The organism is Pseudoduganella sp. GW821-FHT12E03 (genome assembly GCF_058807115.1).
Genome location: NZ_JBXAQJ010000017.1, coordinates 1 through 19,907 on the forward strand (window position 1 = coordinate 1; position 19,907 = coordinate 19,907).

General features: G+C 66.3%; 12 protein-coding genes. 10 read left to right on the plus strand and 2 right to left on the minus strand.

Translation table 11 applies throughout. The annotated features are described in order from the left end of the window. Positions 1 to 99 precede the first annotated feature (99 nt). Both AC1RRC_RS30520 and AC1RRC_RS30525 read right to left on the minus strand, forming a co-directional pair. Positions 100 to 1,938 carry an NYN domain-containing protein gene (locus tag AC1RRC_RS30520; RefSeq protein WP_493059528.1) on the minus strand — a complete coding sequence of 613 codons (1,839 nt, stop codon included), beginning with the start codon at positions 1,936 to 1,938 and terminating at the stop codon, positions 100 to 102. 124 nt (positions 1,939 to 2,062) lie between these two features. After that, entirely contained in the window at positions 2,063 to 3,916 is a 1,854-nt protein-coding gene (locus tag AC1RRC_RS30525; RefSeq protein ID WP_493059529.1) for a sigma 54-interacting transcriptional regulator, read from the minus strand. 250 nt (positions 3,917 to 4,166) lie between these two features. On the opposite strand from AC1RRC_RS30525, the gene AC1RRC_RS30530 reads away from it, so the two are divergent. The 10 genes from AC1RRC_RS30530 to AC1RRC_RS30575 all read left to right on the plus strand — a co-directional run bounded on the left by AC1RRC_RS30530 (position 4,167) and on the right by AC1RRC_RS30575 (position 19,856). Continuing rightward, entirely contained in the window at positions 4,167 to 5,642 is a 1,476-nt protein-coding gene (locus AC1RRC_RS30530; protein WP_493059530.1) for a benzaldehyde dehydrogenase, read from the plus strand. Between the two features lie 47 nt (positions 5,643 to 5,689). After that, positions 5,690 to 6,457 (plus strand): coniferyl-alcohol dehydrogenase, encoded by a 768-nt coding sequence (locus AC1RRC_RS30535; protein ID WP_493059532.1) that lies wholly within the window; start codon positions 5,690 to 5,692, stop codon positions 6,455 to 6,457. 49 nt (positions 6,458 to 6,506) lie between these two features. Continuing rightward, positions 6,507 to 8,216 (plus strand): DUF1302 domain-containing protein, encoded by a 1,710-nt coding sequence (locus AC1RRC_RS30540; RefSeq protein WP_493059533.1) that lies wholly within the window; start codon positions 6,507 to 6,509, stop codon positions 8,214 to 8,216. Positions 8,217 to 8,227: 11 nt separating this feature from the next. Then, positions 8,228 to 9,586 (plus strand): DUF1329 domain-containing protein, encoded by a 1,359-nt coding sequence (locus tag AC1RRC_RS30545; RefSeq protein ID WP_493059535.1) that lies wholly within the window; start codon positions 8,228 to 8,230, stop codon positions 9,584 to 9,586. Beyond that, a complete protein-coding gene (locus AC1RRC_RS30550) occupies positions 9,586 to 10,656 on the plus strand; it encodes a WD40/YVTN/BNR-like repeat-containing protein (RefSeq protein WP_493059536.1) in 1,071 nt (356 codons plus the stop codon). The genes AC1RRC_RS30545 and AC1RRC_RS30550 overlap by 1 nt, the downstream gene beginning before the upstream one ends. An 11-nt stretch (positions 10,657 to 10,667) precedes the next feature. Further along, positions 10,668 to 14,822, plus strand: coding sequence for a carboxylesterase family protein (locus AC1RRC_RS30555; protein ID WP_493059537.1), 4,155 nt, complete (start codon positions 10,668 to 10,670; stop codon positions 14,820 to 14,822). A 231-nt stretch (positions 14,823 to 15,053) separates the two neighbouring features. Then, a complete protein-coding gene (locus AC1RRC_RS30560; RefSeq protein ID WP_493059538.1) occupies positions 15,054 to 16,196 on the plus strand; it encodes an ABC transporter substrate-binding protein in 1,143 nt (380 codons plus the stop codon). After that, positions 16,193 to 17,239, plus strand: a complete 1,047-nt coding sequence (locus tag AC1RRC_RS30565) for a branched-chain amino acid ABC transporter permease (protein ID WP_493059539.1) — start codon at positions 16,193 to 16,195, stop codon at positions 17,237 to 17,239. The genes AC1RRC_RS30560 and AC1RRC_RS30565 overlap by 4 nt, the downstream gene beginning before the upstream one ends. Then, positions 17,239 to 19,119, plus strand: coding sequence for a branched-chain amino acid ABC transporter ATP-binding protein/permease (locus tag AC1RRC_RS30570; protein ID WP_493059540.1), 1,881 nt, complete (start codon positions 17,239 to 17,241; stop codon positions 19,117 to 19,119). Before AC1RRC_RS30565 ends, AC1RRC_RS30570 begins: the two co-directional genes overlap by 1 nt. Further along, on the plus strand, positions 19,116 to 19,856 hold the full coding sequence (locus tag AC1RRC_RS30575; protein ID WP_493059541.1) for an ABC transporter ATP-binding protein: 741 nt from the start codon (positions 19,116 to 19,118) through the stop codon (positions 19,854 to 19,856). The genes AC1RRC_RS30570 and AC1RRC_RS30575 overlap by 4 nt, the downstream gene beginning before the upstream one ends. Positions 19,857 to 19,907 lie beyond the last annotated feature (51 nt).

The window sequence follows — 19,907 nt, forward strand, 5'->3', positions numbered from 1 at the left end:
CCCCCCCCCCCCCCCCCCCCCCCCCCCCCCCCCCCCCCCCCCCCCCCCCCCCCCCCCCCCCCCCCCCCCCCCCCCACGCCCGGGGTGCAACGACGCTGGTCAGCCGCCCTGTTTGGCGTCCGGCTTGCGTGGGCGGCGCGGGCCGCGGGTGGAGGGTTTGCGGGCCGGCTTGGCGGCGGCTTCCGCCGCCTCCCCTGGCGCGGCGGCGGCATCCTGCGGCTGCGCAGTGGTTGCCGCCGCTGATGCCGGTGCAGGCGCCGCCGGCACCGCAGGTGCGGTTCGTGGCGCTGGCGACTCCGATGCCGCCGGTGCCGCCTGGGCTGCCGGTGCGGGCTGCGCGGCGGCCTGGCCGTCGGCTTCCGCCTTGGCGGCGCGTGGCGTGCCTTTGCCACCGCGTCCCTTGGCCGGCGCCCTGCCCCGGCCCTTTTCAGCCTTGGCGGCCGGCTTGGCTTCAGCCCCTTCCACCTCTGCCGCCGACACCGCTTGCGCGGCATCCTGGGCGGCGGTTTCCGCCGCAATCTCCGCCACCACGGCGGCGGTGACGTCGGCCACGGATACCGGTGCGGCCGCCGCAGCGGCCGCCGGCATGTCCTGTTCCGCAGGCGCCGCTACCGCGCCTGATGCGGCGCCTGGTGCGGCGCCACCCTTGGCGGCTTGCTGCGCCTTCATCTTGGCCGCCTTGGCGGCGCGCGCCGGCAGTTTCTGCTGCTTGCGCCGTCCCTGGTCCGCGGTTTGCGCCTGCGGCGCCACGTCTGCCGCTTCTTCGGCGCCTGCCTCGGCCACATGCGCGGCGTCATCCGCGATCACGCCGCCCGGCTCCAGTCCCGCATCTTCCGGATGCCCGGCAAACACCGCGTCATCGGCCGCATGTTCGGCTTCCGCTTGCGCATAGGCGTTTTCATCGTGCGCCAGTTGCAGGTCGCTGGCGACTTCGCCGTTCACGCGACCGGCGTTCGGGAATGGACGGCGGTCGCGGTCACGGCCACGCCCACGGCCACGGCGGCTGCCCTCGTGGCGGCCCTGCGCGCCCTCCGCAGCGTCGGCCTGTGCTGCCGGCGCGGACAATGCGTCCGGCGCCGCGCCATCGGCGGTGATTTCGGCGCCCGGCGCCGGCGCGCCGGAACTGCGGTAGACATACGCGCCGGATTTTTCATCACGGCCGAATTCCAGGAAGCCACGGGCACGGGCTTCTTCCAGCAAGTTGCCGAATGTGCGGAAGCCGTAATACGACTCGCTGAAGTCCGGCTTGCGGCGCTTGATGGCTTCTTTCAGCACGGAGGCCCAGATCTTGCCGGAATCGCCGCGCTCGGCCACCAGCGCATCGAAGGTTTCCACGGCCATTTCCACGGCCTGGGTGCGGCGCTTGTCCATTTCTTCGCGGCGGCGTTTTTCCTCTTCCGGCGTGCGCTTGGCGCCCTGGCCTTCGCGCGTGTCGCGCTTGGCGGCGTCGGCGCGGCGGCGTTCGCGCACCAGGTCATCGTAGAAAATGAATTCGTCGCAGTTCGCCACCAGCAAATCCGAGGTCGATTGCTTGACACCGACGCCGATGACTTTTTTCGCGTTTTCGCGCAGTTTCGACACCAGTGGCGAAAAATCGGAATCGCCGGAAATGATGACGAAGGTATTCACGTGCGACTTGGTGTAGCACAGGTCGAGTGCATCGACGACCATGCGGATGTCGGCGGAATTCTTGCCGGACTGGCGCACGTGCGGGATTTCAATCAGCTCGAAGTTCGCTTCGTGCATCGCCGCTTTGAACCCCTTGTAGCGGTCCCAGTCGCAATAGGCTTTCTTGACCACGATGCTACCCTTGAGCAACAAGCGTTCCAGCACCGGCTTGATATCGAATTTTTCGTAGTTGGCGTCTCGCACGCCCAGGGCGACGTTTTCAAAGTCGCAGAACAGCGCCATGCTGACGTTATCGTTGGATGAAGCCATGTTGTTCTTTAGTGGTGGGGAGAATGCAAGCCGGACATGCCGGCAGGCGGGTTGGCAGATTATACAGGCAGCCCTCCGCCAGCGTGACGCCTCGCTTGCGTCCCCGCTCCACGCCGGCGCCGCGTCATTCGCCGGCGCTTTGTGGTAACTGCCCGGCCTCCTCGAACTTGCGGATGCGGTAAGCCAGCGTGGGCCGGCTCAAGCCCAGAAGCCGCGCCGCCGCCGACAAGTTCCCCTCCGCCCGCTCCACGGCGGCGACAATCAGCGCCTGTTCCAGCTGGTCGAGCGACCAGGCGCCGCCGGGATTCAAGACGCCGGGCACCAGGTCCAGCAATTGCAAGCCGGGGCTGGCGCCCGGCGCGGCGGGCTGCGGCTCGCTGCCGCGCTGGCGCAACCGCCCCGTCACGCTCAGCGAAAAATACGATTGCGCCGCCTCTTCGCCACTGGTGAACAGGTGCGGCAAATCTATCGGGCCATCTTCGTCGGCATAGATCGCGCCGCGCTCCACCAGGTTTTGCAGTTCGCGGATATTGCCGGGAAACGCATAGTTGAGCAGAGCATCCACCGCGCGCGCGGTGAATCCTGTCAGGCGGCGCTGGTGCTTTTGACCGTAATGACGCAGGAAGTAACTCATCAATAACGGAATGTCTTCGCGGCGGTCGCGCAGCGGCGGCAAATGGATGGGAAACACGTTCAGCCGGAAAAACAAGTCTTCGCGGAACCGCCCCTGGCGGATCTCTTCGCGCAAATTGACATTGGTGGCCGCCACCACGCGCACATTGACGCGCAAGGTGCGCACGCCGCCCACGCGCTCGATTTCGCCTTCCTGCAACGCGCGCAACAGCTTGCCCTGGGCCACCATGCTCAAGGTGGCGATTTCATCGAGGAACAGGGTGCCGCCGGCGGCACGCTCGAAGCGCCCCGGGCGCGACTCGGACGCGCCGGTGAACGCGCCCCGCTCGACGCCGAACAATTCCGATTCGATCAGGGTTTCGGGAATCGCAGCGCAATTGACCGCCACGAACGGGCGCCCGCTGCGGGGACTGACCTGGTGCAGCATGGCGGCGAACATTTCCTTGCCGACGCCGGATTCGCCGGTAAACAACACGGTGGCCTCGGTCGGCGCCACCCGCCGCAGCATGTGGCAGGCCGCATTGAAGGCCGACGACACGCCCACCATTTGCCGCCCGCCGTTTGTGCCGTCCGCGCCCTCATCGGCGGCCGGGAACAGCACCGCAGTGTTTTTCGACGTGCCGCCCTGACGCTGGCCATACGCGGCGGTGCCGACAAATTCTTCCGCGTTCAGGTAGCTGAGGTCTTCCTCGGCATCGTCCCACTCGTCGGCCGGCTTGCCCAGCAGGCGGCACTGGCGGTGCCCCATCGACTGGCATTCGATTTCACGGTAAATGATCAGGCGCCCCACCAGTGCGCTGGTATAGCCGATCGCATACCCGGTCTGCATCCAGCACGCCGGTTCGGTGCCGATGCCGAAATGGGCGATATGGGCTTCGTCTTCGCTCGAGTGATGCCACAGGAATTCGCCGTGGTAGATGCCCCGGTCGACGTCAAACTCGAAATGCACCGGCTCGACCTTGACCGCGCCTTCCAGCGCGTGCATGCGCGGACCGGCGGCAAACAAGGCGGCCGGTTCGGCGTCCGGCCACCGTTCGCGCAACAGTTGCGCATCGCGCATGCCGGCCGAGTAGCCGACGCGCGTCAGCAATCCGCGCGTCTTTTCGATCCCCAGGCTGTCCATCAGTTCACGCCGCAAATCGCCGATGGAACTGGTGTGCAGCAACTGCATGCGCTGGCCATGCAGCCAGATGCGGCCGTCGCCGGGCGAGAACTGCAGGCTTTGCGTCAAGTCGTCCAGGGTCGGCGGCGCGCCCGCATTCATGTGCGCGCTGTCGCCGCGGTTAAGGATTTTGCCGCCGCCCCTGGCCATTTCCGCCAGCGATACCTGTTGCGCTTTTGTCATCCACCCCTCCCGGTTTTATCAAATGGTACAGCGTCCCCGTCCGGCATTTGATCACCTGATCAAATTATTTCCGCGACGGTCGCGCTGCCGCGCCGCATCAAACAGCACCTGCTTTCGAAAATTAATTATTAAATATAAGCATTTAGCATTGTATCGCAGTGCGGCACCGGCGCGCGGCCACGCTCTGGCACGGAACTCGCTATTCCTCCAAGCAAGCCACATACACATAACTCAACAGATGGAGACAACAATGGGCGCACCCGACACGACCGCGTTTTTGCACGACACCCCCTGGCACGGCAACGTCTTTGACGGCGACTGGATCGCCGCGCAGGGAGGGCGGCACCCCATCATCGAACCCGCCACCGGCGCCACCCTGGGCGTCACCGGCCAGGCCAATGCGCACGACGTGGCGCGCGCCGCCGTGGCCGCACGCGCCGCCCAGCGCGCCTGGGCCGCGATGGACTACAAGCAGCGCGCGCCAATCTTCCGCAAGGCCGCCGCGCTGCTGGAACAGCACAGCGACGAACTGGCCATGTGGATCGCCCGCGAAACCGGCGGCATCTTGCCGAAAGCGCAGCTGGAAGTGCGCGAAGCCACCGCCCACCTGCACGAAGCGGCGGCCATGCTGACGCAGCCGCAAGGCCAGTTGCTGGCCGCGCCGCATGACCAGTTCAGCATTGCGCGGCGCGTGCCGCACGGCGTGGTCGGCGTGATTTCGCCTTTTAACTTTCCGCTGATCCTGTCGATCCGGTCGATCGCGCCGGCGCTGGCGGTGGGGAATGCCGTGGTCCACAAACCCGACCTGCAAACACCGGTCACGGGCGGCGTCATCATTGCCCGTATTTTCGAAGAGGCCGGCTTGCCGAAAGGCGTGCTGCACGTGCTGCCGGGCGGCGCCGACGCGGGCGAAGCGCTGTGCAGCCACCCGGATATCGCGATGGTGTCGTTCACCGGTTCCACTGCCGTTGGCCGCCGCGTGGCGGAACTGGCGGGGCGCGCGCTGAAGAAAGTGTCGCTGGAATTGGGCGGAAAGAATTCACTGGTGATCCTCGATGACGCCGATCCCGATATCGCGGCCGCCAACGTGGCCTGGGGCGCGTACCTGCACCAGGGCCAGATTTGCATGGCGTCCGGCCGCATCCTGCTGCAGCGGGGCATCGCCGCCGCCGTCACGGAACGCTTGCTGGCCAAGGCGAACGCGCTGCCCGTTGGCGACCCGGTCAGCGGCGCCGTGGCGCTGGGTCCTCTGATCAATGGCCGCCAGGTCGAGCGCCTGCACGGCATCGTGCACGACTCGGTTGCCGCCGGCGCCACGCTGCTGGCCGGCGGCCGCCACGACGGCCGTTTTTACCAGCCCACCGTGCTGACCGGCGCCCAGCCCGGCATGCGCTGCTTCGAAGAGGAATTGTTCGGTCCGGTCGCCTCCATCACGGTATTCGAGCGCGACGACGACGCCATCGCACTGGCTTCGCAAACCGCGGGCTGCCTGGCGCTGGGCGTGATTTCGCCATCGCTGGCGCGCGCCATGCACATCGTCAACCGGGTGCCTTGCGGCCATGCCCACATCAACGACCAGACCGTGCTGGCGGAAGTGCACGCGCCGTTCGGCGGCAGCGGCACCTCCGGCAATGGCGGGCGCCATGGCGGCCCGGCCGACTGGGACGAATTCTCGCAATGGCAATGGCTGACCATCAAGAGCGAAGCGCCGCGCTACCCGTTCTGACCCTTTTCATCAACCCAACTTTTCCTGACCACAAAAGCGGAGACCTCATGGATCTACTCAACAAAACCATCGTCATCACCGGCGCCTGTTCCGGCATCGGCGCGGAAACCGCGCGCCTGGCGCGCGCCCGTGGCGCCACCGTGATCGGCATCGACCGCAACCCGCCCGGGCTGACCCTGGATGGCTTCATCCAGACCGACCTGGGCGACACGGAAGCGATCGACGCCGCGGTGGCGCAATTGCCGGCGCGCGTCGATGCGCTGTGCAACGTGGCCGGCGTGCCCGGCACCGCGCCGATGGAACTGGTGGCGCGCGTCAATTACCTGGGATTGCGCCACCTGACCGAGCGCGTGCTCGAACGCATGCCGGCCGGCGGCGCCATCGTCAATATCGCCTCCATCCTGGGCGCCGAATGGCCGCAACGGCTGGCGCAGCACAAGGACCTGGCTGCCACGCAAGGCTTCGAGGCCGGTGCGGCATGGCTGCGCGACCACCCGGCGCACCAGGACACCTGCTACCAGTATTTCAAGGAAGCGCTGCTGGTCTGGTCGTTTTCGCAATCGCAAACCTGGTTCCTGGAAAAGTCGGTGCGCATGAATTGCGTGGCGCCCGGCCCGGTCTTCACCCCGATCCTCGGCGACTTCGTGTCCATGCTGGGGGAAGAACGCATACAGCGCGATTCCGCACGGATGAAACGCCCCGCCTTTGCCGACGAAGTCGCGCCGGCCGTCCTGTTCCTGTGTTCCGACGCCGCGCGCTGGATCAGCGGCATCAACCTGCCGGTCGATGGAGGGCTGGCGTCGACCTATATCTGAATCCGCAGTCCCTGCAGTACACACACTTAAAACAACCCTTGGGGGAGACATGAAACTGCAACGCACCTGGCCGCCGCTGCGGCCGACCATCCTTGCGCTGGCGCTGGCCGCCTTCGGCGCACCGGCGCACGCCTATGAATTCGACACCGGCTCCGACATCAAAGTCAGCTGGAACAATACCTTCAAATACAGCGTGGCGTACCGTCTCAAGGATGCCGACCCGCGCCTGCTGGCGGGCGGCTATCCCGGTTACGGCCCGGCCGACTTCACCGGCTTCAACCTCGATGACGGCAACCAGAATTTCCGCAACAAGGGCGTGGTATCGAACAGGGTCGACTGGCTGACCGAATTCGATGCCGGCACCCGCAACGCGGGATTGCGCATCAGCGCGGCGGCCTGGTACGACGGCGCCTACACCGGCAGCAACGACAATGCGTCGGCCGCCAGCAATGCCGGTGTACTGGCCGGCGTTGCCGGCAACGCCTTCACCAAGGGCACCCGTGTCCTGCATGGCCGCAACGCCGAATTGCTGGACGCCTTTGTCTTTGGCAAGGGCAGCCTGGGCGACATGCCCGGCACCTTGCGCGTGGGCCGCCATACGCTGCAATACGGTGAAAGCCTGTTCTTTGGCGCCAACGGCATCGCCAATGCACAGGGCCCGGTGGACCTGGTCAAGCTGCTGTCGGTGCCGGGCGCGCAATTCAAGGAAATCCTGCGTCCCGTGAACCAGGTGTCCGGCCAGCTGCAATTGCTGCCCAACCTGTCGCTGGGCGGCTACGTCCAGTTCGAATGGCGTCCGACCCGCATCCCCGGCGTGGGCAGCTACCTCAGCGCCTATGACGCGGCCGGCGCCGGCGCCACCGCGTTCCTGGTCGCCCCAACCAATTCCGGCGCGCCGGCGTTTTATACGCAGCCGGACATGAAAGCAAAGAACGCCGGCCAGGGCGGCTTGCAGCTGAAATTCACGCCGGCCGGGTCCGACGTCGAATATGGCTTGTACGCGGCACGCTATCACGACAAGACGCCGTATTTCTACCTGGGCTTCGCGCCAGCCTTCCCGCCCGGCGCGCCGGCCACCGTGCAAGCCGTGTATGCCGAAGGCATCCGCACCTTCGGCGCCAGCGCCAGCACGGTGCTGGGCGGCTTCAACGTGGCGGCCGAAGTGTCGGTGCGGCGCAACTCGCCGCTGGTCAGTGATCCGACGCCGAACTTCCTGTCGCGCCAGGGCGTCGGCATCCCTGCCGACAACAACGGCAATCCGGCTTACGCGGTCGGCAATACCGCGCACGCCAACCTGTCGGCGATTTATGTGCTGCCGACCAACAGCCTGTTCCAGGGCGGCGCGCTGCTGGGCGAACTGGCGTGGAACCGTACCACCAGCGTCGCATTCAAGGGGGCGCTCGACCCCAACACCACGCGTGACGCCACGTCGATGCGCATGATCTTTGAACCGGCGTATTACCAGGTGCTCCATGGCCTGGACCTGACGGTGCCGATCGGCCTGGGCTACAACATCGATGGCCGCTCGTCCGCGATCTTCAACTTCAATGGCGGCGCCGCACACGGCGGCGATTTCAATATCGGCATCAACGGCAGCTATCAGCAGGACTGGAAGTTCGGTATCAGCTATGTGCGCTTCCTGGGTTCGGCCGGCACCTTCCTGAAAAACCATGCCGCCACCAACACGCCCATCCTGAGCTATGCCCAGCCGCTCAAGGACCGCAACTACATCTCGTTCAACGTCAAACGCGCGTTTTGAAGGAAGCCATCATGAAAAAATATACCCTGTCCACCGCCATCGCCCTGGCCTGCTCCGCGCTGGCCGGCAACGCCATTGCCGCCGTCAGTCCCGACGAAGCGGCCACGCTGAAATCCACCCTGACGCCGCTGGGCGCGGAAAAAGCCGGCAACAAGGAAGGCACCATCCCCGCGTGGGAAGGCGTCTACAGCAAGGTAGCGGCCGGCTACAAGGAAGGCGAAGCCCGCCCCGACCCGTTCGCGGCGGAAAAGCCGCTGTTTTCCATCACCGGCAAGAACGTCGACCAGTACGCGGCGAAACTGTCGGCCGGCACGGTGGCCATGCTGAAAAAGTATCCCAACTACCGCGTCGACATTTATCCGACCCACCGCACCGGCGGCGCGCCGAACTGGGTCTATGACAACACGTTCAAAAACGCCACCCGCGCCAAGACCGTGGACGGCGGCTATGGCGCCGATGGCGCCTTTGGGGGCACGCCCTTCCCGATCCCGAAATCCGGCTATGAAGCGGTGTGGAACCACCGCCTGGCATGGACCGGGGAAACCGCGATCTACGCCACCCGCACCTGGATCGTCACGCCCGACGGCAAGCGTTCGCTGGCGAACGAAGCGGAACAAACCATCATGCGCCCCTACTATTTCAAGGACGGCAGCCTGGAAAAAATGGATGGCCCTTACCAGTACGGCCGCCTGATCACGCGCGCGCCGGCATCGAAGGCCGGCGAAGGCATCCTGGCGCACGACGGCCTGAATGAAAAATCGCCGCGCGCACTGTGGCAATACCTGGTGGGTCAGCGCCGCGTGCGCCGTGCGCCGTCGGTGGCGTACGACACGCCGGATTCCGTCACGTCCGGCATTGGCTTCTTCGACGAAGCGTTCATGATGTTCGGTCCGATCGACCACCACGAACTGAAACTGGTCGGCAAAAAAGAAATGTACATCCCGTACAACAACAACCGCGCGGCCGGCGCGAAAATCGCCGACCTGGTGGGCCCGCAATTCCTCAATCCCGATCTGGTGCGCTGGGAATTGCACCGCGTGTGGGAAGTCGAAGCCACGGTGGCGCCGGGCAAGCGCCATGTGGTGGCCAAGCGCCGCTATTACCTCGACGAAGACACCTGGCAAGCCATCCTGGCCGACGGCTATGACGCGCAGGGCCAGATCTGGCGCAGCAATTACACATTGACCCTGCTGGCGCCGGACTTCCCGGCCGTGATCGGCAGCGTGATGTGGGGGACGTACAACGTGCAGACCGGGGCTTACCTGCTGAACGCCGCGTCGAATGAATTGCCGATCCAGTACAAGCCGATTGCGCGCCTGCCGGTCAGCTATTTCGGTCCGGAAGAACTGGCCAACCAGGGGTCGCGCTGATGCGCGCCGCAGCCATGAAGATCCTTGCGATTCTTTCACTGCTGGCCGCCGCGCTGGCCGCGCCGTCGATGGCGCAGCCGCAGCCGGCCGCGCCGCCGCTGGCGGTGCTGACCCAGCCCGCCATCCAGTCCGCCAAGGCCCGCGGCGCCGCCATGCTGGCGGTGACGCGCGCCGGCCGCCGGCTGGTGGCGGTGGGCGAACGCGGCATCGTGCTGCTGTCCGACGACGATGGCGCGCACTGGCGCCAGGCCGCCACGCCGGTGCAGGTCAGCCTGGTGGCGGTGCAATTCGTCACGCAGGAGCAAGGCTGGGCCACCGGCCATCTGGGCGTGGTGCTGCACACCGCCGACGCCGGGCTGACCTGGCACAAGCAGTTCGACGGCATCCAGGCCGCCGCCGCGATGGCGCGCGCGGCCGCCACACCGGACGCCGTGCGCGCCGCCCGGCAAATGCAGGAGGACGGTCCGGATAAACCGTTCCTCGACCTGTATTTCAGCGACGAGCGCAACGGATATATCCTGGGCGCCTACAACCTGCTGTTCCGCACCACGGACGGCGGCAAGAGCTGGCAGCCCTGGCAGGACCACGCGGCCAATCCGAAAAGCCTGCACCTGTATGCGATGCGCGCGGCCGGCAACGCGTTGTACCTAGCCGGCGAACAGGGCACCTTGCTGCGTTCGCTGGACGGCGGCGCCACCTTCGAGACGCTGGCCACGCCGTACAAAGGCAGTTACTTCGGCTTGCTGGCGGCGCCCGGCGGCGAACTGGTGGCGTATGGCTTGCGCGGCAACGCCTGGTGGTCGGGCGACCAGGGGCGCACCTGGCGCCAGGTCGAGACCGGGTTGCAGCAGTCGCTGACCGCTGGCGTCAACCTGGACGACGGCAGCCTGGCCCTGCTCAGCCAGGGCGGCGACATCCTGCTCAGCAGCGACGCCGGCCGCACCTTCACGCGCGCGCCAAACTCGCTGCCGCTGCCGGCCGCCGCGCTGGCGCAAGCCGCCGATGGCACGCTGGTCGTGGCCGGCCTGCGCGGCCTGCAGCGCCTGGCGTCCTCCCTGAAAACACCTTGAGCAGGATTCCCATGCATACCGACCAAGACCTGGACCAGCAGCCCGTCATCGCGCGGCTGCAGGACTTCGACACGCGCTCCGGCAACCTGGCGGAACGCGCGCTGTTCAACTTCCGGCCCGTGATCATTGCCCTGTGCCTGCTGCTGACGGCGCTGCTGGGCTGGCAAGCCACGCATTTGCGGCTGAATGCCAGCTTTGAAAAAATGATCCCGACCGGCCACCCGTATGTGCGCCATTACCTCGACCACAAGGCGGACTTGAGCGGCCTGGGCAACTCGCTGCGGATTGCCGTGGCGGCGCGCCAGGGCACCATCTTCGACGCGCGCTACCTGGCCACCCTGCAAAAAATGAATGACGAGATTTACCTGTTGCCCGGGGTCGACCGTCCATTCATGAAATCGCTGTGGACCGCCAATACGCGCTGGACCGCCGTCACCGAGGAAGGGCTCGATGGCGGCACCGTGATCCCGGACGATTACGACGGTTCGGCGCGCAGCATGGACGTGTTGCGCGCCAATGTCGAGCGTTCGGGCGAGATCGGCCAGACCGTGGCCGCGAATTTCCAGTCCTCGATGCTGTTCGTGCCGCTGCTGGACGTGAATCCGCAGACCGGCCTGCCGCTCGACTACCGCACCTTTTCACAACAACTGGAAACCATCCGCGCCAAATACCAGGCCGAAGGCGTCGATATCCACATCACCGGCTTCACCAAGATCGTCGGCGACCTGATCGAAGGTTTGCAACAGGTGTTGCTGTTCTTCGTTGCCGCCATCGCCATTGCCAGCGCGGTGCTGTACTGGTACACGCGCTGCTGGCGCAGCACCATGCTGGTGATGCTGTGCTCCCTGGTGGCGGTGCTGTGGCAATTCGGCCTGCTGGCGCTGCTGCGTTACGAACTCGATCCGTATTCCGTGCTGGTGCCATTCCTGGTGTTTGCGATCGGCATGAGCCATGGCGCGCAAAAAATGAATGGCATCATGCAAGACGTGGGACGCGGCACGCACCGGGTGGTGGCGGCGCGCTATACGTTCCGGCGCCTGTTCGCGGCCGGCATGGCGGCGCTGCTGTGCGACGCGGTCGGCTTCCTGGTGTTGACGATGATCCAGATTAAAGTCATCCAGGACCTGGCCGCCATCGCCAGCATCGGCGTGGCCGTGCTGATTTTCACCAACCTGGTGTTGCTGCCGGTCCTGCTGTCGTACACCGGCGTCAGCGCACGCGCGGCCGCGCGCAGCCTGCAGGCGGAACAGCAGGGCCAATCGCCGTGGCTGTGGGCCGTGCTGGACCGCTTCACGCAACGCCGCTGGGCCACGGTGACGGTGGCCGCCAGCGCCGTGCTGGCGCTGCTGGGTTACCTGGCCAGCCTGCAATTGCAGGTCGGCGACCTCGATCCGGGCGCACCGGAATTGCGCGCCGATTCGCGCTACAACCGCGATAACGCTTTCATGGTGCGCAATTATGCCGCCAGCGCCGATGTGCTGGTGGTGATGGTGAAAACCGCCGCCGACCAGTGCACGCAATACCAGACCCTGGCCAAGGTCGATGCGCTGGCGTGGCAACTGGAACAATTGCCGGGTGTCGATTCCACCAATTCGATGGCGTCGCTCAGCAAGCTGGCCGCCACCGGCTACAACGAAGGCAATTTCAAGTGGTATAACCTGACGCCCAACCAGAGCGCGCTGGGCGCGGTGCAGACCCGCGCACCGCGTGAACTGTTCAACCAGAATTGTTCGCTGCTGTCGCTGTACGTCTACCTGAAGGACCACAAGGCGGCCACCTTGAGCGCCGTGGTGGGCGCGGTGGAACGCTTTGCCGCCGACAACGACACGCCGCAAGAGCAATTCCTGCTGGCGGCCGGCAGCGCCGGCATCGAGGCCGCCACCAATATCGTCGTGAAAAAAGCCATGCACGATATGCTGTACTGGGTGTATGGCGCGGTGGTCTTGCTGTGCTACCTGGCGTTCCGTTCGTGGCGCGCGGTGGTGGTGGCGGTGCTGCCGCTGGTGCTGACATCGATCCTGTGCGAAGTGCTGATGGTCTGGCTGGGCATGGGCGTCAAGGTCGCCACCCTGCCGGTGATCGCGCTGGGCGTCGGCATCGGCGTCGATTACGCGCTGTATGTGCTGAGCGTGGTGCTGGCGCGCCAGCGTGCCGGCGCCAGCTTGTCCGACGCGTTTCAGCATGCGCTGCAATTCACCGGCAAGGTCGTGATGCTGACCGGCGTCACCCTGGCGATTGCCGTGGCCACCTGGATCTGGTCGCCGATCAAGTTCCAGGCCGACATGGGCATCTTGCTGGCCTTTATGTTCCTGTGGAACATGGTGGGCGCGCTGGTGCTGTTGCCGGCGCTGGCGCACTTCCTGTTGCCGGGCCAGCCGGCGCGCGATCCCGACCCGGACTCGTTGCGCATGACGCCACAGGGCGCCGTGATCGGCTACGCCGAGCGCCACCGCACCCACGCGTGGCTGGGCATACCGTACGCGCAACCGCCGGTGGGAGCGCTGCGCTGGAAGGCGCCCCGTCCACCGCTGCCGTGGCGCGGCGTGCGCCGGGCCTTGCACTATGGCGCAGTGGCCATGCAATTTGCCGGCGAGACCATCGGCGCGCCGCGCAAGCAATGGGGCCAGGTGACGGGCTCCGAGGATTGCCTGACCCTGAACGTGTTCGCGCCGCGCATGACGCCGGAGCAGCTGGCGCGGAACCAACCGAAGTTGCCGGTGATGGTATGGATCCATGGCGGCGCCAATACGGCCGGCAGTGCGTCGGCGTATACCGCGCTGCGCAACCTGGCGGGACACGACCAGGTGGTGGTGGTGTCGCTGAATTACCGGCTCGGCATTTTCGGCTGGTTCAGCCTGGCCGAACTGGCGGACGATAACGCCACGCCGCTGGACCGCTCCGGCAATTTCGGCACCCTGGACATCATTGCCGCGCTGCAGTGGGTGCGCAGCCATATCGCTTCCTTTGGCGGCGATCCGGGAAACGTCACCGTGTTCGGCGAATCGGCCGGCGGCCTCAATGTTTACACCTTGCTGGCCAGCCCGCTGGCCCAGGGTTTATTTCACAAGGCCATCCTGCAATCGCCGATCACGCTCAGCCACAGTATCGCCGAAGCGCAAAATGCCGCCGACAGCGGCATGCCAGGCCATGCACTGAGTTCGCGTGAGTTGCTGTTGCGCTGGTTCGCCCCCGGCGAGTCCCGCGACGCGGCGCGCGCCGTGGTGGACGCCATGCCGCCGCAACAATTGGCACAAGCGCTGCGCGCCCGTCCGGCAGCGGAATTGCTGGCCGCCGTGACGCCGGCCGGGCTGGGATTTTATGAAGCCCCCGTGGTGCTGCGCGACGGCCTGGTGCTGCCACTGGCCCCGTTCGAGCAATGGTTCGCCGATACCGCGCGCTACAACGCGGTGCCCGTCATCATCGGCAGCAACCGCGACGAATACAAACTGTTCATGGCGAGCAATCCGGAATTCGTGCGCCAGTTGCCGGGCGGCGTGCCATGGATCCGCAACGCGGCGCACTATGCGCGTTATGCACGCTACATGTCGGACCTGTGGAAAGCCAATTGCGTCGATGCGCCGGCGGCCAACATGGTGGCGGCCGGCCAGCGCGACGTGTGGGTCTACCGCTTCGACTGGGACGAGCACCCGAACGTGCCGCTGCTGCAACTGAAGCTGTTGCTGGGTGCGGCGCACGTGGCGGAAATCGCGTTTACTCTGCGCGACCTGGACGGCGAATTCGATCCGCTGCGCTGCGCCGTCAAGGGCAACCTCGCCAGCCGCCGGCTGGTGTCCGACGCCATGGCGGGCTACTGGACCAGTTTCGCGCACAGCGGCGTCCCGACCCGGGGCGAGCGCCAGCAGCGCCCCGCATGGCCGCGCTGGACCGTGGCGCCGGACACCGGCAAGCTGATGCTGTTCGACGGCGCCGCCAACGGCGGTGTCCGCGCCGGCACGCTGCGGGTCGATGCGGACACCCTGAAACAGGAACTGGCGGCCGATACCACCTTCCACCACGAGCCGCGTGAACGGGTGCGGCTGTATGCGCGCATGTTCAGCTGGTCGGTCTTCGCCAACCGGGTCGGGGCGGCGGAATTCGCCCGCTTTGCCGCCGCCCACCAAGTCAATGGCAGCGCCGAGGAATTCCGGCCCGCCCACTGGCCCTGATCAGTACCGGCAATCCCACGGCGCCGCCGCGTCACGGCGCCGTTGCATTATCACAACATCATCCCCCTCCTCCCGTCCCCGCCGGCATTTCCGGCCCGGCGGCAGGCGCCCGCGCGCCTGCCGCTTTTTAGCGCTTGCTTTCGCCGCACCAATCGTTATACTAAATAATAGTTATAAACAATAAGTATATGGGAACCAACCCGACCATCCATCCACCTTTGGAGACACAGCATGACCATTCCATTCCGCGCCAGCGTACTGGCGTTTGCAAGCGTCCTGGCAGCCGGCCAGGCCCATGCCGACCTGACCATCGGCGTCAGCATGCCGCTGACCGGCCCCGCCTCCGGCCTGGGCATCCCGTCCAAGAACGGTTTCGCGCTGTGGCCCGCCACGGTGGGCGGAGAAAAAGTCAAACTGGTGATCCTCGATGACGCCAGCGATCCGACCCAGGCCGGCAAAAATGCGCGCCGCTTCATTGCCGAAGACAAGGTGGACCTGATCATCGGTTCGTCCGCCACCGCGCCCGCCATGGCGATCTCCGAAGTCGCGGCGGAAGGCCAGACCGTGCAGCTGTCAACATCGCCGGTGGAACTACCCGAAGGCAAAGGCGCCTGGACCTTCCGCCTGGCCCAGTCGAACGCCGTCATGGCCAGCGGCCTGGCGCGCCAGATGAAGGGCGCCAACATCAAGACTCTGGGTTTCCTTGGCTATTCGGATGGCTATGGCGAGAGCTGGCTGCGTGAAATCAGCGCCGCCGCCAAAGCCATGGGGATCCAGGTGGTGGTGGCGGAACGCTTTGGGCGCGCCGACACCAGCGTCACCGCCCAGGCGCTGAAAGTGGTGGCCGCGCGCCCGGACGCGGTGCTGGTGGTGGGTTCTGGCAGCGGCGCCGCGATGCCGCACAAGTCGCTGATCGAGCGTGGTTTCCAGGGCAAGGTTTACCAGACCCACAGCGCGGCCTCGAATGACTTGATCCGCCTGGGCGGCAAGGACGTGGAAGGCGCCGTGGTGGTGGCCGGACTGGCGGTGACGCCGGAAGCGCTGCCGGACAGCCACCCATCGAAAAAACTGGCGCTCGATTTCGTCGAACGCTATGAAAAACAGTTCGGCGCCGGCACCCGCAACCAGTTCGCCGCGCACAGTTACGATGCCCAGTTGCTGCTGCAGTACGTGGTGCCGGAAGCGCTGAAAAAGGGCAAACCCGGCACGCCGGAATTCCGCGCCGCCCTGAAACAGGCGCTGGAAAGCACCCCCAACATTCCCATCACGCAGGGCGTGATCCATTACACCCCGACCGACCATTTCGGCCTGGGTTCCAACTCGCGCATGCTGTTGACGATCGACAAGGGCGCCTGGAAAGCGCTGGCGCCATGAATCTCGATGGATCCATCGCCGCCATCCTGTTACTCGATGGCACCACCAGCGGCATGGTGTATGCGCTGATTGCGATCGCACTGGTACTGGTGTTCGCGGTCACGCGCATCCTGTTCCTGCCGCAGGGTGAATTCGTGGCGTATGGCGCGCTGACCCTGGCCATGCTGCAGCAAGGCCAGGTGCCGGGCCCGGTGTGGCTGTTGCTGGCGCTGGCCGTGTGCGCCAGCGCCACCCGGGGCGTGGATTTGCTGCGCACCGGCCAGGCGCGCGCGCTGCCCGCCATGCTGTTGCGTAACCTGGTATTGCCGGCGCTGGTGGCGGCGCTGGTCATGTGGGCCGCGCCGCGCCAGTTCGCGCTGCCGCTGCAAGTGGCGCTGACCCTGCTGCTGGTGACGGCGCTGGGTCCGCTGCTGTACCAGGTGGTCTACGAATCGCTGGCCGCCTCCAGCGTGCTGGTGCTGCTGATCGTCTCGGTCGGCGTGCACTTCACGCTGACCGGACTGGGACTGCTGTTCTTTGGCGCCGAAGGATTCCGCACACCGGCGTTCTGGGACGCGCGCTGGACGGTCAATGGCGTCACCCTGGGTGCGCAAACCGTGGCGGTGCTGCTGGCGGCGCTGGTCTTGATGGCCGTGCTGGGGCTGGTACTGCAACGCACGCTGTACGGCAAGGCCCTGCGCGCCACCGCCGTCAACCGGCTCGGGGCGCGCCTGATGGGCGTGTCGCCCGGCCTGGCCGGCCAGCTGACCTTTGCCATGGCGGCCTTTATCGGCGCGCTGTCCGGCATGCTGATCGGGCCGATGACCACCATGTTTTACGATTCCGGCTTCCTGATCGGCCTGAAGGGCTTTGTCGCCGCCACCATCGGCGGCCTGGCCAGTTTCCCGCTGGCGGCCGGCGGCGCACTGGCGGTGGGCTGGATCGAATCGTTCAGTTCTTTCTGGGCCAGCGATTTCAAGGAAGTGGTGGTGTTCATGTCGCTGCTGCCGATCCTGCTGTGGCGTTCCATCGCCAGCCCGGCCCATGATGAGGAGGAAGCGTAATGCACCATCGATCCGCGCTGCGCGCCGCGCCATCCGCCAAGGCCGCGGCAACCGTATCGGCGCCCGCGCCTGCGCCGGACACCATCCCGCGCCGGCGCAAGCCATGGCTGGCCCCGGCCCTGCTGCTGGCGGTTTTTGTCCTGTTCCCGCTGCTGCCCACGCCGCAATTCTGGGTGGTGCAAGCGAACTATATCGGCCTGTATGCGCTGGCCGCGATCGGGGTGGTGCTATTGACCGGCATCGGCGGCATGACGTCGTTCGGCCAGGCCGCCTTTGCCGGCATCGGCGCCTATACCAGCGCGTACCTGTGCACCGCGCACGGCGTGTCGCCGTGGCTGGCGCTGGGCATCGGCCTGTTGCTGACCGGCGCCAGCGCGCTGGCGCTGGGCTGGATCACCTTGCGCATGTCCGGCCATTACCTGCCGCTGGCCACCATCGCGTGGGGCATCAGCCTGTATTTCCTGTTCGGCAAACTGGCCTGGCTGGGCAGTTATGACGGCATTTCCGGCGTGCCGGCACTGCGCGTGTTCGGCATCGACCTGGCCCAGGACCGCGCCATGTATTACCTGGTGTGGGGCATCGTGCTGGTGGCCGCCTGGCTCAGCCTGAACCTGCTCGATTCGCGCCCGGGCCGCGCCCTGCGCGCCCTGAAAGGTGGCGCGGTGATGGCCGAAGCCATGGGCATCGACACCGCGCGCCACAAAATCCTGCTGTTCGTGCTGGCCGCGCTGCTGGCGTCGGTGTCGGGCTGGCTGTTCGCGCACTTGCAGCGCACCGTCAACCCGTCGCCATTCAGCATCAAGATGGGCATCGAGTACCTGTTCATGGCGGTGGTGGGCGGCGTGTCGCATATCTGGGGCGCCTTGCTGGGCGCCGGCATTGTCAAGCTGATGGAAGACCAGTTGCAGGTCTGGCTGCCACGCCTCCTCGGTGGCGGCGGCAGCTATGAAGGCATCGTGCTGGGCCTGGTGCTGGTGCTGATGCTGAAATATGCGCGCCACGGCGTATGGCCCAGCGTCGCGGCGCTGGCGGCCCGGGTGCTGCCGGCGGCGCCACGCCAGGCCCCCGCCCCGGCGGAGGCGCTGCCACGGCGCGCCATGCCGCAGGCCGGCGGGCCGCTGCTGCAAGTGGAAGCGATGACCAAGCGCTTTGGCGGCCTGGTGGCGGTCAACGGTGTCAGCTTCAACGTCAAAGCCGGTGAAATCGCCGGCCTGATCGGTCCCAACGGCGCCGGCAAGTCCACCACCTTCAACCTGGTCAGCGGCTTGCTCAAGCCGACCGAAGGCGCGGTGCGCTTCCTGGGCGAGCCGGTTGCCGGCCAGGGCGCGCGCGCCATCGCGCGGCGCGGCATGGCCCGCACCTTTCAGCACGTGAAGCTGCTGCCCGCCATGACGGTGCTGGAAAACGTGGCGCTGGGCGCGCATGCGCGGCTGGACAGCGTCATGGGCATGGACGTGGCGCGCGCCATGCTGCGGCTCGACCGGAAAACCGAGGCGCGCCTGCTGGCCGAAGCGGCGCGCGCGCTGGAACAGGTCGGCCTGGCGCACCTGATGCACGAACCGGCAGGCAGCCTGGCGCTGGGCCAGCAGCGCATCCTGGAAATCGCCCGCGCGCTGTGCTGCGACCCGGTCCTGCTGTTGCTGGACGAACCGGCCGCCGGCTTGCGCCACCTGGAAAAGCAGGCGCTGGCCGACGTGCTGAAGCAATTGCGCGCTGGCGGCATGAGCATCCTGCTGGTGGAACACGACATGGAATTCGTCATGCGGCTGACCGACCATATCGTGGTGATGGAGTTCGGTACAAAAATCGCGGAAGGCACGCCGGAACAGATCCAGGTCCATCCTGCAGTGATTGAAGCGTATCTGGGAGGCACGGAATGAGTCAAGAAGCGAGTAACCTCGTGCTGGAAGTGGACCAGCTGCAAGTCAGCTATGGCAAGGTGCAGGCGCTGCACCAGGTCGGCTTGAAGCTGGAAAAAGGCAGCATCGCCACCGTGATCGGCCCGAATGGCGCTGGAAAATCCACGCTGCTGAACGCGGTGATGGGCATCCTGCCATCGCGCGGCGCGATCCGCTACCAGGGCCGCGCCATCGAACGCAGCCCGCTGGAACAGCGCGTACTGGATGGCATCGGCCTGGTGCCGGAAACGCGCGAACTGTTTTCCACCATGCCGGTGGAAGACAACCTGTTGCTGGGCAGTTTCCGCCGCATGCGGCTGGGCGAAGCGAACCCGCGCGACCAGTTGGCCACCGTGTACGACATTTTCCCGCGCCTGAAGGAACGCCGCACGCAGCTGGCCGGTACGCTGTCCGGCGGCGAACGGCAAATGCTGGCCATCGGCCGCGCGCTGATGGCCAAGCCCACCCTGCTGATGCTCGATGAACCCAGCCTGGGGCTGGCGCCGCGCATCGTCAAAGAGATCCTGCACATCATTGGCGCCTTGCGCGACGGCGGCCTGTCGGTGCTGCTGATCGAACAGAATGCCCGCGCCGCGCTGCAGGTGGCCGATTACGGCTACGTGCTGGAGCTGGGGCAAATGTCAATGAGCGGCCCCGCCGCGCAACTGGCCGGCGACCCGCAAGTGGTGCAGGCCTACCTGGGATTCGGCAAGCACTGAGTCACTCCGGCAGTTCCACGGTGGCCCCCGCCAGGGCCGCCGTGTCTTCAT

Excerpts from the sequence above, each read along its gene's own strand:
- AC1RRC_RS30560 (WP_493059538.1), top strand. The coding sequence starts at position 15,054 with ATGACCATTCCATTCCGCGCCAGCGTACTGGCGTTTGCAAGCGTCCTG.
- AC1RRC_RS30535 (WP_493059532.1), top strand. The coding sequence starts at position 5,690 with ATGGATCTACTCAACAAAACCATCGTCATCACCGGCGCCTGTTCCGGC.
- AC1RRC_RS30550 (WP_493059536.1), top strand. The coding sequence starts at position 9,586 with ATGCGCGCCGCAGCCATGAAGATCCTTGCGATTCTTTCACTGCTGGCC.
- AC1RRC_RS30570 (WP_493059540.1), top strand. The coding sequence starts at position 17,239 with ATGCACCATCGATCCGCGCTGCGCGCCGCGCCATCCGCCAAGGCCGCG.
- AC1RRC_RS30545 (WP_493059535.1), top strand. The coding sequence starts at position 8,228 with ATGAAAAAATATACCCTGTCCACCGCCATCGCCCTGGCCTGCTCCGCG.
- AC1RRC_RS30555 (WP_493059537.1), top strand. The coding sequence starts at position 10,668 with ATGCATACCGACCAAGACCTGGACCAGCAGCCCGTCATCGCGCGGCTG.
- AC1RRC_RS30575 (WP_493059541.1), top strand. The coding sequence starts at position 19,116 with ATGAGTCAAGAAGCGAGTAACCTCGTGCTGGAAGTGGACCAGCTGCAA.
- AC1RRC_RS30540 (WP_493059533.1), top strand. The coding sequence starts at position 6,507 with ATGAAACTGCAACGCACCTGGCCGCCGCTGCGGCCGACCATCCTTGCG.
- AC1RRC_RS30525 (WP_493059529.1), bottom strand. The coding sequence starts at position 3,916 with ATGACAAAAGCGCAACAGGTATCGCTGGCGGAAATGGCCAGGGGCGGC.
- AC1RRC_RS30530 (WP_493059530.1), top strand. The coding sequence starts at position 4,167 with ATGGGCGCACCCGACACGACCGCGTTTTTGCACGACACCCCCTGGCAC.
- AC1RRC_RS30520 (WP_493059528.1), bottom strand. The coding sequence starts at position 1,938 with ATGGCTTCATCCAACGATAACGTCAGCATGGCGCTGTTCTGCGACTTT.
- AC1RRC_RS30565 (WP_493059539.1), top strand. The coding sequence starts at position 16,193 with ATGAATCTCGATGGATCCATCGCCGCCATCCTGTTACTCGATGGCACC.